Genomic DNA, 13,979 nt, shown 5'->3' with positions numbered 1-13,979 from the left:
GCAGCATGGCACCGATGCGCGGGAGTGCCAACCGGCGTGCGCGGTGCGGCATGCTGCAAACGCAGGTGTGCGTGGCGTGCAGACGCGTCTGTCTGCAGTGGTCATGTGCGCGTCCCACGTGTTTCGCCAATGCAGGGGATGCTGCGGACCACAGCGCCGTTCGCGGGTCATGTGCCGATCGCGACAGATCATCGACGGCATCGCGCATTGCCACGTGGCTGCTTGCGGCGCTGCATCAGCGCGCAGCGCCTGCACGCAGATGCAGGCGTCGTGCTCATGCGGACACGTCGCAGCAGCCAACAGCCCACTGACGATGCGGTCAATAGTGGAAGAACACGGTTTCCGCATCGCCCTGCATATGGATGTCCCACACGTAGTCGCCACCACCGCGCGATTGCGCCAGCAACGTGCCGCGGCGCTCGGCCGGCACCAGGGCCAGGATGGGATCGCTGCCCAGCTGCGGGTCGTCGGCGAAGTACAGCCGCGTCGACACGCCGCGCAACAGGCCGCGCATGAACACCAGCACGGTCAGATGCGCGGCCTGCGGCATGCCGCCCGGGCCGGCGACCTGCCCCGGCTTGATGGTGCCGAAGGAAAAACGCCCCTGCGCGTCGGTCGGCACGCGGCCCCAGCCATCGAAGCCGGGATCGTGCGCCTCGCAGCGTGCGTCGGCGGTATGCGCATAGATGCCGGCCGCATCGGCTTGCCACAGTTCCAGCACCGCATCGGCCACCGGGCTGCCGGCGCCATCGAACACGCAACCGCTGACCCGCACGTGCGTGCCCGCGGCCTGCGCCGGCGCGAGCTGCTGGCGATACAGCGGCTCCAGCCCGAGCCGGTAATAGGGGCCGACGGTTTGCGACGGGGTGGTGTGCAGGCTCATCGATTCACTCCCAGACCGTTTGCTTGCGGCCACGCAACACGATGTCGAAGCGGTAGGCCAGCGCGTATTCGCTCACCGCGTTTTCCCAGTCGAAGCGGGACACCATGCGTTCGCGCGCCTGTGCATCGTCCACGCAGTTGTAGATCGGGTCGTGCGCCAGCAAGGGGTCGCCGGGGAAGTACATCTGGGTGATCAGCCGCTGCCCGATGCCATCGCCATGCAGCGAAAAATGGATATGCGCCGGCCGCCAGGCGTTGTAGTGATTGCGCCACGGATACGCGCCCGGCTTGATGGTCTTGAAGGCATAGCGGCCGTGGTCGTCGGTGAGCACCTGGCCGGTGCCGCGGAAGTTGGGGTCCAGCGGTGCGTCGTGCTGGTCGCCGGCATGCTGATAGCGGCCAGCGGCGTTGCATTGCCACACCTCGACCACGCTGTTGCGCACCGGCTTGCCGTTTTCGTCGAGCACGCGGCCGGACACGATGATGCGCTCGCCCAGCGGCTCGCCCGCAAAGCCGGCAGTGAGGTCGGCCGCATGCGCGCCCAGGGTGAGCCGATTCAGCGGCGGGCCGGTGACTTCCGACAGCGTGGCCGGGATCTCGATCGGCGCGCGCGTGGGCCCGCGCAATGCGGTGGATGCGTAGGGCAGATGCAGGTAGGCCGGCTGCGTGCCGATCCGCGGCCGGCGATAGCCGAGCAGCGGATCGATCGGTGTGTCAGGGCTGGGGTCGCGCATGCGGGATCTCCATCGGTGGCGCTGCGGCAGGATCAAGACGTGGGTGTGCGGTCACGGCAGCGGCGGTTGCAATTGGCGCATTACACGCGCTCGATCGCCAGCGCCACGCCCTGCCCGACCCCGATGCACATGCTGGCCAGCCCGAAGCGCCCGTTGACCGCCTCCAGTTGCCGCAGCAAGGTCAATGCCAGTCGCGCGCCGCTCATGCCCAGCGGATGGCCCAGCGCGATGGCGCCGCCATTGGCGTTGACGTGCGCGGCATCGTCGGCCAGGCCGAACGCGCGCGTGCAGGCCAGCACCTGCGCGGCGAAGGCTTCGTTGAGCTCGATCGCATCGAACTGCGCGATGTCCAGGCCCAGGCGTGCCAGCAGGCGCTGCGTGGCCGGCACCGGGCCGATGCCCATGTAGGCCGGCTCCACACCCGCCGAGGCGAAGCCGAGCACGCGCGCGCGCGGGGTCAGCCCGTGCGCGTGCACGGCCTGCTCGGATGCCAGCAACATGGCGGCAGCGCCGTCGTTGAGACCGGCTGCATTGCCGGCCGTCACCGTGCCGGGCTGGCGGAACACCGGCTTGAGCTTGGCCAGCATCTCGGCGGTGGTGTTCGGGCGCGGATGCTCGTCGCGATCGACCGCGCTTGCCTCGCCCCCCTTGCGTGCGGCCAACGGCACCGGAGTGATTTCTGCGTCGAAGAAACCAGCCGCCTGTGCGGCGGCGGTGCGCTGCTGGCTGCGCAGCGCGAACGCGTCCTGGTCTTCGCGCGCGATGGCATGGCGCTGGGCGACGTTCTCGGCGGTTTCGCCCATCAGCTCCACGCCATAGGCGCCCTGCAGACGCGGATTGACGAACCGCCAGCCCATCGTGGTGTCTTCCAGCTGTTGGGTGCGGGCGAACGCGCTCTCGGCCTTGCCCATGACCCAGGGCGCGCGCGTCATCGACTCGACCCCGCCGGCGATCGCCAGCCCCAGCTCGCCGGCACGGATGCCGCGCGCCACCGTGCCGACCGCATCCAGCCCGGAACCGCACAGGCGATTGAGCGTGCTGCCCGGCACCGAACTGGGCAGCCCTGCCAGCAACAGACTCATGCGCGCGACATTGCGATTGTCTTCGCCGGCCTGATTGGCGCAGCCCAGGTACACGTCGTCGATCAGCGCCGGTTCCAGCTGCGGATTGCGTGCCATCAATGCCGCTATCGGGACCGCGCCCAGGTCGTCGGCGCGCACCCCGGCCAGGGCGCCGCCGTAGCGGCCGATCGGCGTGCGGATGCCATCGATCAGATAGACCGCGCTCATGCCTCGGCTCCGGCTGCCTGCTTGCCGTGCGCCGCGTCGGTGCGTGCCTGCAGCGCGCGCAGTGCCTGCAGCTCCGCAGCACTGGGCGGGGTGGTCTGCGCCAGAGCGTCGGCAAAGCGGATCGGCCAGCCGGTGGCGGCGCGCACCTGCTCGCGGGTGCTGCCGGGGTGCAGCGCGGTGACGGTGAGTTCGCGGGTCACAGGATCAGGCTCCATCACGCACAGGTCGGTGACGACCACGGTGGGGCCGGCGCCGGGCAGGCCGGCACGCTGCCGCGCATCGCCACCGTCCAGATGCCCGACCGTGGTGACGAAGTCCAGCGCAGGCACGAAGCTGCGTGTGGATTGGCGCATGATGATGAACACCTGCCTGGCGCTGGCCGCGATCTCCGGTGCCCCGCCTGCGCCAGGCAGTCGCGTCCTGGGCGCCGCGTACGGGCCGATCACCGTGGTGTTGAGGTTGGCATGGCGATCGATCTGCGCCGCGCCCAGGAAGCCCACGTCCACGCGCCCGCCCTGCAGCCAGTAACGGAAGATCTCCGGCGTGGAGACCACGGTGTCGGCGGTTTCCGCCAGTTCGCCGTCGCCGATCGACAACGGCAGCACGTCCGGGCGCGCGCCAATCGGGCCGGATTCGTAGATCAGGGTGACATCCGGCGCATGCGTCAGCCGCGCCAGGTTGGCGGCGGTGGATGGCAGGCCGATGCCGACGAAACACACCGCGCCATCGGGCAGGCGCCGCGCCGCCGCCACGGTCATCATCTCGTTGGTGCTGTAGTCGCTCATGCGGCCACCTGCAGCAGCGACTGCGCGTACACGCGCTGGAACGCGGCGAAATCGTCGGTGTCGAGAATGTGCGCCTGGATCCAGGCCTGGAAGCGTGCACGGTCGCGCGCGATGGCATCCCAGGCCAGATAGAAGCGGTTGTCGCGGGCGTAATAGCCATGCGCGTACGAGGGCGCGGCGCCCCCGGGCACGTGGCAGACCGCATCGACCACCCAGCGCGGCAGGATGCAGGCGTTGGGCGGCGCCTCCAGCGTGTCGACGATCTCTTCCACCGTGACGATCACCTTGCGCGCGGCCAGCGCGGCCTCTTTCTGCACGCCCAGGATGCCCCACAGCAGCACATTGCCGCGGCGGTCGGCCTGCTGCGCATGGATCACGGTGACATCGGGCTTGACCGCCGGCGTGGTGGCCAGCGTCTCGCCCGTGTACGGGCATTGCAGGAACTTGATGCTGTCGTTGACGCGCGGCAGGTCCGAGCCGACATAGCCGCGCAGCACCGCAAACGGCAGGCCCGAGGCACCGGCCACGTAGGCATTGGCCATGTCGGCATGGCTGTGTTCGCGGATCTGCAGCGGCTGCGGCCAGCCGTGTTCGACCGCATCGCGCAGCCGGTGCAGCGAGCCGACGCCGGGATTGCCGCCCCAGGAAAACCGCAATGCCGATGCGCAACCGGCACCGATCAGCTGGTCGTAGATCAGGTCCGGGGTCATGCGCACCAGGTGCAGGTCGCGCTTGCGCTGGCGGATCACCTCGTGGCCGGCCGCATGCGGAATCAGGTGGGTGAAGCCTTCCATCGCCACGCAGTCGCCGTCGGCGATCAGCCGGGACACCGCTTCTGAAAGGGGAACGATCTGGGCCATTGCTCGAGTCCTGCACAGCGGGCGTGCGGTCACGTTAGGCGCAGCTGCACAGCCTGGTCAATGCGATTATCGGCTTGCACATTCGATAATCGCACAGTTTTGTTGGGCGACGGGGACAGCGATATTGTCTCCGGTGTATACATAACTTCGCTTGCAAGCAGACGCCAGCGCCGGCATGCGCGTCAACTGGTCTCCAGCCGGCGCACCACCGCCGATCCGCACCCCAGGTTGTATACAAATCCCAGGAGTCACGGTCATGTCCCAGTCCAAGCAGCTGTTTCCCCTCAACGCGTGGTACGCCGTCGCCTGGGACCACGAGATCAAGCACGCACTGACCCCGCGCAAGGTCTGCAACCTGGATGTGGTGGTCTACCGCACCACTGCCGGGGCGGTGATCGCGCTCGAAGACGCCTGCTGGCATCGCCTGGTGCCGCTGTCGATGGGCAAGCTGCGCGGCGACGACGTGGTGTGCGGGTACCACGGGCTGGTCTACAACAGCCAGGGCCGCTGCGTGCACATGCCCTCGCAGGAAACCATCAATCCCTCCGCATGCGTGCGCAATTTTCCGGTGGCCGAGAAGCATCGCTATGTGTGGATCTGGCCGGGCGACCCGGCGCAGGCCGACACCCGCCTGATTCCCGACCTGCACTGGGCGCACGATCCGGCCTGGGCCGGCGATGGCCGCACCATCTACGCCAAGTGCGACTACCGGCTGGTGCTGGACAACCTGATGGACCTGACCCACGAGACCTTCGTGCATGGCTCCAGCATCGGCCAGGACGAGATCGCCGAAGCGCCGTTCGATGTGATGCACGGCGAGCGCTCGGTGGTGGTGTCGCGCTGGATGCGCAATATCGACGCGCCGCCGTTCTGGGCCGGCCAGATCGCGCGCCATCTGGATTACCGCGGCAAGGTCGACCGCTGGCAGATCATCCGCTTCGAAGCGCCCGGCACCATCGCCATCGATGTCGGCGTGGCCATCGCCGGCACCGGCGCGCCGGAGGGCGACCGCAGCCAGGGCGTCAACGGCTATGTGCTCAACACCATCACGCCGGAAACCGACACCACCTGCCACTACTTCTGGGCGTTCATGCGCAACTACGCGCTGCACGACCAATCCCTGACCACGCTCACCCGTGCCGGCGTCACCGGCGTGTTCGGCGAGGACGAGGCGGTGCTGGAAGCGCAGCAACGCGCCATCGACGCGCACCCGGATCACACCTTCTACAACCTCAACGTCGATGCCGGCGGGATGTGGGCACGCCGCGTGATCGACCGGCTGATCGCCCAGGAACAGCGCGCGCAGGAACTGTCGCTGCGCATGGTGGGCTGAGGCAGCGCGCCGGGAGCTCCGCATGTCGCCCACCACCCCGTTTCGCAGCAGTGCCGCGCAGACCACGCGTGCGCTGCTGTCGCTGCGCGAACTGATCCTCGACGGCACCCTGCCCGCCGGGACGCGCCTGTCCGAGCTGGCGGTGGTGCAGCGGCTGGGCATGTCGCGCACCCCCGTACGCGCGGCATTGCAGCGGCTGTGCGAGGAAGGCCTGGCCAGCGCACTGCCGGGCGGCGGCTATGCGGTGCAGGCCTTCAGCGAACGCGATGTGCACGATGCGATCGAACTGCGCGGCACGCTCGAAGGCCTGGCCGCGCGCATCGCGGCCGAGCGCGGGGCATCGGCCGCGGCGCTGGCCCAGGCACGCCAGTTGCTGGACACGCTCGACGGCATCGTCGGCCCGCCGCTGCACGCCATCGACTTCAGCGCGTACGTGCAGGCCAATGCGCACTTCCACGCGCTGCTGGTGGCCATGGCCGGCAGCGATGTGCTGGGCCGCGAACTCACCCGCGTGCTGCAGCTGCCGTTCGCCTCGCCCAACAGCCTGGTCATGGTACAGACCACCAGCGACGAGGCGCGGCTGATCCTGACCCTGGCGCAGGACCAGCACCGCGAGGTCATCGCCGCCATCGAGTCCCGCCAGGGCGCGCGTGCCGAAGCGCTGATGCGCGAACACGCACGGCTGGCCCATCGCAATCTGCGCCACGTGCTGCAGACCCCGGCGGCGATCACCCAGGTGCGCGGCGGCACGTTGCTCGGCCGCGCCCATCCCGCCACCGCTGGCAACAGCCAGCCTCCCCTTCTGCCTGGAGTTCCCCATGCGTAAAGACACCCAGTGGCACCGCGCCCATGTCGTCGCCATCGCCGATGCCTGCGAGGGCGTGCGCGAGATCGTGCTCGACCCCGGCACCGCGGCACGCGGCTTCGAGGTTGGCAGCCATCTGGATTTTCGCCTGCAGCTGCATGGCCGCGCCGACGTGCGCTCGTACTCGCTGGTGGGCGAACCGCGTGCCGATGGCTACTACCAGATCGCGGTACGCCAGATGCCGGACAGCCGCGGCGGCTCGCGGCATATGTGGACGCTGCAGCCCGGCGATGTGGTGGAGATCTCCCCGCCCAGCAACAACTTCGCGCTGGATGAAGGCGGCGAGGAGATCCTGCTGATCGCCGGCGGGATCGGCATCACTCCGATCATCGGCATGGCGCAGCGGCTGGCGCGCCGGCACCGCGCGTTCCGCCTGCTGTATGCCGGGCGCACGCGCAGTGCGATGGCCTACGTCGACGAACTGGAAACACTGCTCGGCGAGCGCCTGCAACTGCACTGCGACGCCAGTGCCGGCCCGGCGGATCTTGCCGCAGCACTGGCGCGCCTGTCGCCCAACGCCGAGGTCTACGTCTGCGGCCCGCTCGGCATGCTCGAAGCGGTGCGCCAGCACTGGCACGCGGCCGGGCGTTCGCGCGCGCGGCTGCATTTCGAAACCTTCGGCAACAGCGGGCGGGTGCCGGCGCAGGCGTTCGTGGTCAAGCTGCCCGGGCTGGGCCTGGAAGTGCCGGTAGCCGAGAACGAATCGATGCTGGATGCGCTGGCCGAGGCCGGGGTGGAGCTGATCGCCGAGTGCCGGCGTGGCGAATGCGGGCTGTGCGCGGTCGAGGTGCTGGACAGCGCGGCCGATATCGATCACCGCGACGTGTTCTTCAGCGACGAACAGCGCCGCGAGAACCGCAAGCTGTGCGCCTGCGTCTCGCGCGCGGTAGGCGGCAGCATCAGCATCGATACCGGCTACCGCGGCGAGCTGGGCTAGGCGGCGGCATGCTCACCGCAGCGGCTGTCGTGCCGGTGCGGTCGTGCTGACCTCGCCACGCGACGAGCGGCGGCGTCAGCCGATGCCTCCACGCGGCCGGGCATCGCCAGCACCCGCTGTGCTTGCATCCTCACGCGCATGCGCGATCATCGGCGCATGGAGTCAACTCACTACAGGACTGTCCCGGCGCCGGCCTTGAACCCGCGCCAGGAGCAATTGGTGGCATTGGTGCGGCAGCAGGGCTTTGCCGATGTCGAAGGCCTGGCCACGCGCTTTGAGGTCACCCCGCAGACCATCCGGCGCGACCTGACCCTGCTGTGCGATGCCGGCGTGCTGCGCCGCTACCACGGCGGCGTCAGCATGCCATCGAGCGTGGAAAACCTGGCCTATACCGCGCGCAAGGCGCTGCAGGCGCGCGAGAAACAGCACATCGCCGCGCAGGTCGCCCGCTTCATCCCCGACGATGCCTCGCTGTTCATCAACCTGGGCACCACCAACGAAGAAGTCGCGCGCGCCTTGCTGCAGCACCGCGGCCTGCGCGTGATCACCAACAACCTCAACGTGGCGGTGATGCTCAGTGCCAACCCCAGCTTCGAGGTGATCGTGGCCGGTGGCGTGGTGCGCGGGCGCGACCAGGGCGTGACCGGCGAGGCGACGGTGGAGCTGATCCGCCAGTTCAAGGTGGATTTCGGGGTGATCGGCATTTCCGGCATCGACCTGGACGGCACCCTGCTGGACTTCGACTACCAGGAAGTGCGCGTGGCCCAGGCCATCATCGAGCACTCGCGGCAGGTGTTGCTGGCCGCCGACCACAGCAAGTTCGGCCGCAATGCGATGGTGCGCCTGGGCGCGATCGCCCAGGTGCACGACTGGTTCACCGACCGGCCGCCGCCGCAGGAACTGGCCACGGTGCTGGCCGAGGCCGGCACCCGGGTGCATCTGGCCGCGCCTGGCGACACCGGCTGAGCCGATTGTTCGTTTGTGTGCGTTTGCGTCACCCAGATCCCGATGGGGCTACCCGGCCGATCTATCCCGGCAATTGCAATCCACGTTCCGATAGGCCGGTTGTTCCCGGATCGGCCTGATGTGTTTGGCTTTTCCGGTCTTCACGCCCCAAAAAGGTTTGATGTTCGAATATGTTCGAACATGACAACTTGGGTTCGCTCCTGCGCGCCCGGACGGAGACACCGATGGGCGAGACATACGATCTTCTGGTGATAGGCGGCGGCATCAACGGGGTCGGCATCGCGCGCGATGCGGCCGGGCGCGGCCTGTCGGTGTGCCTGTGCGAGCAGGACGACCTGGCCGCACATACCAGCAGCGCCAGCACCAAGCTCATCCATGGCGGCCTGCGCTACCTGGAACAGTACGAGTTCGCGCTGGTCGGCAAGGCGCTGGCCGAACGCGAAGTGCTGCTGCGGCTGGCCCCGCACATCATCTGGCCGCTGCGCTTCCTGCTGCCGCATCAACCGCATTTGCGCCCGGCCTGGATGATCCGTGCCGGCCTGTTCCTGTACGACCATCTCGGCGGCAGCAAGCGCAGCCTGCCGCGCTCGCGCCGGCTGTCGCTGCGCACCCACCCGGTCGGCCAGCCGCTGCAGGAATCGCTGCGCACCGGCTTCGTGTACTCCGATGCCTGGGTGCAGGACGCGCGGCTGGTGGTGCTCAATGCGATGGATGCCGCCAGGCGCGGCGCCCAGATCCGCACGCGCACGCGCTGCGTCGGCGCCTGGCGCGACGCAGGCCTCTGGTACGCCGAACTGGAAGACCGTGATGGCCACCGCCGCACCGTGCAGGCGCGCGCACTGGCCAATGCGGCAGGGCCGTGGGCGGTGTCGTTCCTGGACAAGGTGGCCGCGGTGCCGCACAAGCACGCGCTGCGGCTGGTCAAGGGCAGCCATATCGTGGTGCCAAAACTGTTCGACCACGACCACGCGTACATCTTCCAGCAACCGGATCGGCGCATCGTGTTCGCCATTCCGTACGAGCACGACTTCACCCTGATCGGCACCACCGACGTGGACTACCAGGCCGACCCCGCCGCGCCCAGCATCGATGCGGCCGAGGTGCAGTACCTGTGCGAGGCGGTGAACCTGTATTTCCAGCAGCAGATCAGCCCCACCGATGTGGTGTGGAGCTATAGCGGCGTACGCCCGCTGCTCGACGATGCGGAGGACAACGCCGCCGAGGTCACCCGCGATTACCAGCTGGAGGTGCTCACCGAGGGCGCACCATTGCTCAATGTCTTCGGCGGCAAGCTGACCACGTACCGCAAGCTGGCCGAAGAAGCGGTCGACCGCCTCACCCAGGCGCTGGGCGCACGCAAGCCGGCATGGACCGCGCGCGGCGATGCCTTGCCCGGCGGCGAACAGCGCGATATCGCCAGCCTGCTCGAACGCGTGCGCACGGCGCGCCCGTGGCTGCCGGCGCCCACTGCGCAGCGGCTGGTGCGCAACTACGGCACCTGCGCGGAGCAGCTGCTGGGCGATGCCCAGGACATCGCGGCCCTGGGCACGCACTTCGGTGCTGATCTGTACCAGGCCGAGGTGGATTACCTGCGTGCCCACGAGTGGGCCGTGACCGCCGACGACATCCTGTGGCGCCGCAGCAAACTCGGCCTGCGCATCGACGCGGCCGGGCGCCAGCGCCTGGAGGCGTATCTGCAGACGCGCCCAGTCCAGCAGGCCGACGTCGTGCCGGCCTGATCGAACCGCGTTGCCGGCGAGGACGGGTCGTTCGGCAACGTATCCTGGCGTATTCGCCGGCATCATCCTGAGTCACGTGGAGGGCACCCCTGATGAGCATTACCGAACACCCCTGCGCGCCGATGCGCGCATCGCACCACCCTGCGTGCGTCGTCGCCCTCTGCACCAGGGCGCGCGCATGAGCCGCCAACTGGTGGGTGAGTTGATTTCCGAAGCGGTGGCGATGTTCATCATCATCGCGCTCGGCGATTCGGTCGCGGCGATGTATGTGCTCTACGACCCCAGCCCGTACCAGAACGCCTATTGGGGCGTGTGCATCGCCTGGGGCCTGGCGGTGACGCTGGCGATCTATGTCACCGGCTCGGTCTCCGGCACGCATGCCAATCCGGCGGTGACGCTGGCGCTGGCATTGTTCCGCGGTTTTTCCTGGAAGAAGGTGCTGCCGTACTGGGGCGCGCAGGTGATCGGCGCGTTTCTGGGCGCGGCCATCGTCTACCAGTTGTATGGTCCGGTGATCGATCACTACAACCAGGTGCAGCAGCTCACCCGCGAAGCCGGTGGCGCCGCCGGGGTGTTCTTCACCGCGCCCGGCCTTGCCGTCACGCCAATGCATGCGCTGGTCGACCAGATCATCATCACCGCGTTCCTGATCTTCGGCATCTTCGCCATCACCGAGCAGTTCAACGAAGCCGCGCCGACCGCCAATTCCGGCGCGCTGATGATCGGCCTGCTGGTGGCCACGCTGGGCGCCTCGATGGGCTATCTGGAAGCCTGGGCGATGAATCCGGCGCGCGATTTCGGCCCGCGCCTGTTCGCCTATCTTGCCGGGTGGGGCCAGGCCGCGTTGCCGGCCAAGGACAACTACTGGTGGATTCCGATCGTCGGCCCGTTGATCGGCGGCCCGATCGGCGCGCTTGCCTACCAGTGGCTGATCCTGCCGTTCCTGCCGGCACGCGTGCGCCATCTGCAGGGCGGCCAAGCGCCGCTCGATCCGCGCTGACCGCACTGCTGCACGACTGACAGCACCGCGCCGCTGCGGAGCAGGCCCCGGTTTCATTGGCCTGTCGAACAGCGGCGTGCATTGCCCACTTTCTCGCCGTGCGCCAGCGCCGGCATAGTTCGAGGAATCTCCGATGGAAAAGCACTACGTCCTTGCGATCGATCAAGGCACCACCAGCTCGCGCGCCATGCTGTTCGATCGCAACGGCAAGGTGGCGGGCGTGGCGCAGCGCGAGTTCAGCCAGATCTTTCCGCAGCCAGGCTGGGTGGAACACAACCCGCGCGAGATCATGACCAGCGTCTACACCACGATCACCGAGCTGCTCAACAACGCGCAGATCGATGCGCGCTCGATCGCCGGCATCGGCATCACCAACCAGCTGTCTCTTATACACATCNCGCGAGATCATGACCAGCGTCTACACCACGATCACCGAGCTGCTCAACAACGCGCAGATCGATGCGCGCTCGATCGCCGGCATCGGCATCACCAACCAGCGCGAGACCGCGGTGGTGTGGGACAAGGCCACCGGCCAGCCGATCTACAACGCCATCGTGTGGCAATCGCGGCAGACCAAGGACATCTGTACGCAGCTCAAGGAGGCCGGGCACGAGCAGATGGTGCGCGACAAGACCGGCCTGCTGATCGATGCATATTTTTCCGGCACCAAGGTCAAGTGGATCCTCGATCACGTCGACGGCGCCCGCGAACGCGCGCGCAACGGCGAGCTAGCCTTCGGCACCATCGACAGCTGGCTGATCTGGAATCTCACCGGCGGCAAGGTGCACGTCACCGACTACACCAATGCTTCGCGTACCTTGATGTACAACATCCACACGCTGGAGTGGGACGCCGAGCTGCTGGCCATGCTCGACGTGCCCAAGGAAATGCTGCCGGAGGTACGCTCCTCCAGCGAAATCTACGGCATGACCCAGACCCAGTATTTCTATGGCGAGCAGGTGCCGATCGCGGGGATTGCCGGCGACCAGCAGGCGGCGTTGTTCGGCCAGGCCTGCTTCGAACCGGGCATGGCCAAGAACACCTACGGCACCGGCTGCTTTGCGCTGATGAATACCGGCGACAAGGCGGTCGCGTCCAAGGCCGGTCTGTTGACCACGATTGCCTGGGGCATCGACGGCAAGGTCGAATACGCGCTGGAAGGCTCGATCTTCGTCGCCGGCTCGGTCGTGCAATGGCTGCGCGACGGCCTGCGCATGCTCGGCAAGGCCAGCGACTCGCAGGCCTATGCCGAACGTGCCGGCGACAACGACGGGGTCTATCTGGTACCGGCCTTCGTCGGTCTGGGCGCGCCGTACTGGCGCAGCGATATCCGCGGCGCGGTATTCGGGCTGACCCGCGGCACCACCAAGGAACATTTCGTGCGCGCGGCGGTGGAATCGATGGCGTACCAGACCCGCGACGTGTTGACCGCGATGCAGGCCGATTCGGGTATCGAGCTGAAGGAACTGCGCGCCGACGGCGGCGCAATCGCCAACGACTTCATGGCGCAGTTCCAGAGCGACATGCTCAACGTGCCGCTGCTGCGCCCGGAAGTGGCCGAAACCACCGCGCTCGGCGCGGCCTATCTGGCCGGGTTGGCAACCGGGTTCTGGAGCAGCCGCGAAGAAATCGCCACGCAGTGGGCGGTGGATCGCCGCTTCGAGCCGACCATGGCCGACGACAAGCGCGAACAACTCTATGCCGGCTGGCAGCAGGCAGTGGAAGCGACGATGGGCTTCCGTATCAGTTGACCGCTGCCATCAAGACGACGACGCCCGCCATCAGGCGGGCGTCGTCGTTTTCGTCAACCATCTGCAAGGTTGCTGATTACCTGCATGGCTCACGCGTCGCAGGGCTGCACACTGCAGCCCTGCAGTGCAGCAGCGTTTACTGCCCGCCCGTATCGGCGCGGCCGGCAATGGTGTCCGGATCCCAGTGTTCCTTGATCAGGCCCTTTTCGATGCGGAACATGTCGAACCAGGTGGTGGTGTAGCTCTTGCTCGGATCGCGCGGGTCCGGCAGCTTGCGCACCGACACCAGCGTGACCAGATCGCCATCGGCGGTGATGGCGACAAGCGGCAACTGCACCCGCTCCTGCACCGGGCTTTTGGGAACGAGCCTGGTCAAAAACCGGATGAACGCATCGCGCCCGTTGGCCACATTCGGGTTGTGCTGGATGTAGTTCTTGTCCATGTAAAACGGGGCGTAATCCACTTGGCCGGCTTCGAACACGATGCGCCAGAAATCGTAGACCAGGCGCTTGTTGGCAGTTTCCAGCCAGTTGGAGCCGATCAGCATCTTCTGGTGATTGGTGTTTTCGGTCACTGCGGTCTGCGCGAACGCAGCCACCGGCGCTACCAGCATGACCAGCAGCAAGGCGCGGGAGAACAGCTTATTCATGGAGGACTCCTTACTTGGAGACGGGCGCTGTGCTGGCTGGGACGCCAGCACGGTGCACCGCTGATTGGGGGATGACGCGCCTTGGCATACAGGGGTTTCTACGCGTCGTCGCCAGCCTAACGGCCGCGTCTGCCGGTCCGCTAGCCGCCCTGGAGTGCACCAGGGCACCTCCGGCATTGGTGGTAATCC

General features: G+C 67.6%; 12 protein-coding genes and 2 pseudogenes. 8 read left to right on the top strand and 6 right to left on the bottom strand.

Annotated elements, in window-relative coordinates:
• Positions 1 to 319: 319 nt before the first annotated feature.
• From pcaG to C0541_RS00425, 5 genes are all read right to left on the bottom strand, one after another.
• Positions 320 to 883 carry a protocatechuate 3,4-dioxygenase subunit alpha gene (pcaG, locus tag C0541_RS00445; RefSeq protein WP_115045227.1) on the bottom strand — a complete coding sequence of 188 codons (564 nt, stop codon included), beginning with the start codon at positions 881 to 883 and terminating at the stop codon, positions 320 to 322.
• 4 nt (positions 884 to 887) lie between these two features.
• Positions 888 to 1,616, bottom strand: coding sequence for a protocatechuate 3,4-dioxygenase subunit beta (gene pcaH, locus C0541_RS00440; protein ID WP_115045226.1), 729 nt, complete (start codon positions 1,614 to 1,616; stop codon positions 888 to 890).
• 80 nt (positions 1,617 to 1,696) lie between these two features.
• The gene (gene pcaF, locus C0541_RS00435; protein ID WP_115045225.1) at positions 1,697 to 2,905 is read right to left on the bottom strand and encodes a 3-oxoadipyl-CoA thiolase; all 1,209 of its coding nucleotides are present in this window, start codon (positions 2,903 to 2,905) and stop codon (positions 1,697 to 1,699) included.
• Positions 2,902 to 3,690 carry a CoA-transferase subunit beta gene (locus C0541_RS00430; protein WP_115045224.1) on the bottom strand — a complete coding sequence of 263 codons (789 nt, stop codon included), beginning with the start codon at positions 3,688 to 3,690 and terminating at the stop codon, positions 2,902 to 2,904. The genes pcaF and C0541_RS00430 overlap by 4 nt, the downstream gene beginning before the upstream one ends.
• Positions 3,687 to 4,550, bottom strand: coding sequence for a CoA transferase subunit A (locus tag C0541_RS00425; RefSeq protein ID WP_115045223.1), 864 nt, complete (start codon positions 4,548 to 4,550; stop codon positions 3,687 to 3,689). The genes C0541_RS00430 and C0541_RS00425 overlap by 4 nt, the downstream gene beginning before the upstream one ends.
• Positions 4,551 to 4,806: 256 nt before the next feature.
• Between C0541_RS00425 and C0541_RS00420 the strand changes: the two genes are divergently transcribed.
• From C0541_RS00420 to glpK, 8 genes and pseudogenes are all read left to right on the top strand, one after another.
• A complete protein-coding gene (locus C0541_RS00420; protein ID WP_115045222.1) occupies positions 4,807 to 5,883 on the top strand; it encodes an aromatic ring-hydroxylating dioxygenase subunit alpha in 1,077 nt (358 codons plus the stop codon).
• 22 nt (positions 5,884 to 5,905) lie between these two features.
• A complete protein-coding gene (locus tag C0541_RS00415) occupies positions 5,906 to 6,709 on the top strand; it encodes a GntR family transcriptional regulator (RefSeq protein WP_115045221.1) in 804 nt (267 codons plus the stop codon).
• Complete coding sequence (locus tag C0541_RS00410) at positions 6,702 to 7,685, top strand: PDR/VanB family oxidoreductase (protein WP_115045220.1); 984 nt, start codon at positions 6,702 to 6,704, stop codon at positions 7,683 to 7,685. The genes C0541_RS00415 and C0541_RS00410 overlap by 8 nt, the downstream gene beginning before the upstream one ends.
• Positions 7,686 to 7,823: 138 nt before the next feature.
• Positions 7,824 to 8,651, top strand: coding sequence for a DeoR/GlpR family DNA-binding transcription regulator (locus tag C0541_RS00405; RefSeq protein WP_115045219.1), 828 nt, complete (start codon positions 7,824 to 7,826; stop codon positions 8,649 to 8,651).
• A 224-nt stretch (positions 8,652 to 8,875) separates the two neighbouring features.
• The gene (gene glpD, locus C0541_RS00400; protein WP_115045626.1) at positions 8,876 to 10,390 is read left to right on the top strand and encodes a glycerol-3-phosphate dehydrogenase; all 1,515 of its coding nucleotides are present in this window, start codon (positions 8,876 to 8,878) and stop codon (positions 10,388 to 10,390) included.
• Positions 10,391 to 10,568: 178 nt separating this feature from the next.
• On the top strand, positions 10,569 to 11,390 hold the full coding sequence (locus tag C0541_RS00395) for an MIP/aquaporin family protein (protein WP_115045218.1): 822 nt from the start codon (positions 10,569 to 10,571) through the stop codon (positions 11,388 to 11,390).
• Between the two features lie 133 nt (positions 11,391 to 11,523).
• Positions 11,524 to 11,715 (top strand): annotated as a pseudogene (locus C0541_RS00390) (FGGY family carbohydrate kinase); the annotation flags it as partial.
• A gap of 73 nt (positions 11,716 to 11,788) precedes the next feature.
• A pseudogene (gene glpK, locus C0541_RS00385) lies at positions 11,789 to 13,141 on the top strand (glycerol kinase GlpK); the annotation flags it as partial.
• A gap of 136 nt (positions 13,142 to 13,277) precedes the next feature.
• Here the strand turns inward: glpK and C0541_RS00380 are convergent.
• The gene (locus tag C0541_RS00380; RefSeq protein ID WP_115045217.1) at positions 13,278 to 13,790 is read right to left on the bottom strand and encodes a nuclear transport factor 2 family protein; all 513 of its coding nucleotides are present in this window, start codon (positions 13,788 to 13,790) and stop codon (positions 13,278 to 13,280) included.
• Positions 13,791 to 13,979 lie beyond the last annotated feature (189 nt).

The sequence above is a fragment of the Xanthomonas arboricola genome, from assembly GCF_003353015.1.
Classification (GTDB): domain Bacteria; phylum Pseudomonadota; class Gammaproteobacteria; order Xanthomonadales; family Xanthomonadaceae; genus Xanthomonas; species Xanthomonas arboricola_E.
Note: the sequence above shows the minus strand (reverse complement) of the source record. Positions and strands in the feature narration are given on the sequence as shown.

Excerpts from the sequence above, each read along its gene's own strand:
- glpD (WP_115045626.1), top strand. The coding sequence starts at position 8,876 with ATGGGCGAGACATACGATCTTCTGGTGATAGGCGGCGGCATCAACGGG.
- C0541_RS00380 (WP_115045217.1), bottom strand. The coding sequence starts at position 13,790 with ATGAATAAGCTGTTCTCCCGCGCCTTGCTGCTGGTCATGCTGGTAGCG.
- C0541_RS00420 (WP_115045222.1), top strand. The coding sequence starts at position 4,807 with ATGTCCCAGTCCAAGCAGCTGTTTCCCCTCAACGCGTGGTACGCCGTC.
- C0541_RS00425 (WP_115045223.1), bottom strand. The coding sequence starts at position 4,550 with ATGGCCCAGATCGTTCCCCTTTCAGAAGCGGTGTCCCGGCTGATCGCC.
- C0541_RS00395 (WP_115045218.1), top strand. The coding sequence starts at position 10,569 with ATGAGCCGCCAACTGGTGGGTGAGTTGATTTCCGAAGCGGTGGCGATG.
- C0541_RS00405 (WP_115045219.1), top strand. The coding sequence starts at position 7,824 with ATGCGCGATCATCGGCGCATGGAGTCAACTCACTACAGGACTGTCCCG.
- pcaF (WP_115045225.1), bottom strand. The coding sequence starts at position 2,905 with ATGAGCGCGGTCTATCTGATCGATGGCATCCGCACGCCGATCGGCCGC.
- C0541_RS00430 (WP_115045224.1), bottom strand. The coding sequence starts at position 3,690 with ATGAGCGACTACAGCACCAACGAGATGATGACCGTGGCGGCGGCGCGG.
- pcaH (WP_115045226.1), bottom strand. The coding sequence starts at position 1,616 with ATGCGCGACCCCAGCCCTGACACACCGATCGATCCGCTGCTCGGCTAT.
- pcaG (WP_115045227.1), bottom strand. The coding sequence starts at position 883 with ATGAGCCTGCACACCACCCCGTCGCAAACCGTCGGCCCCTATTACCGG.
- C0541_RS00410 (WP_115045220.1), top strand. The coding sequence starts at position 6,702 with ATGCGTAAAGACACCCAGTGGCACCGCGCCCATGTCGTCGCCATCGCC.
- C0541_RS00415 (WP_115045221.1), top strand. The coding sequence starts at position 5,906 with ATGTCGCCCACCACCCCGTTTCGCAGCAGTGCCGCGCAGACCACGCGT.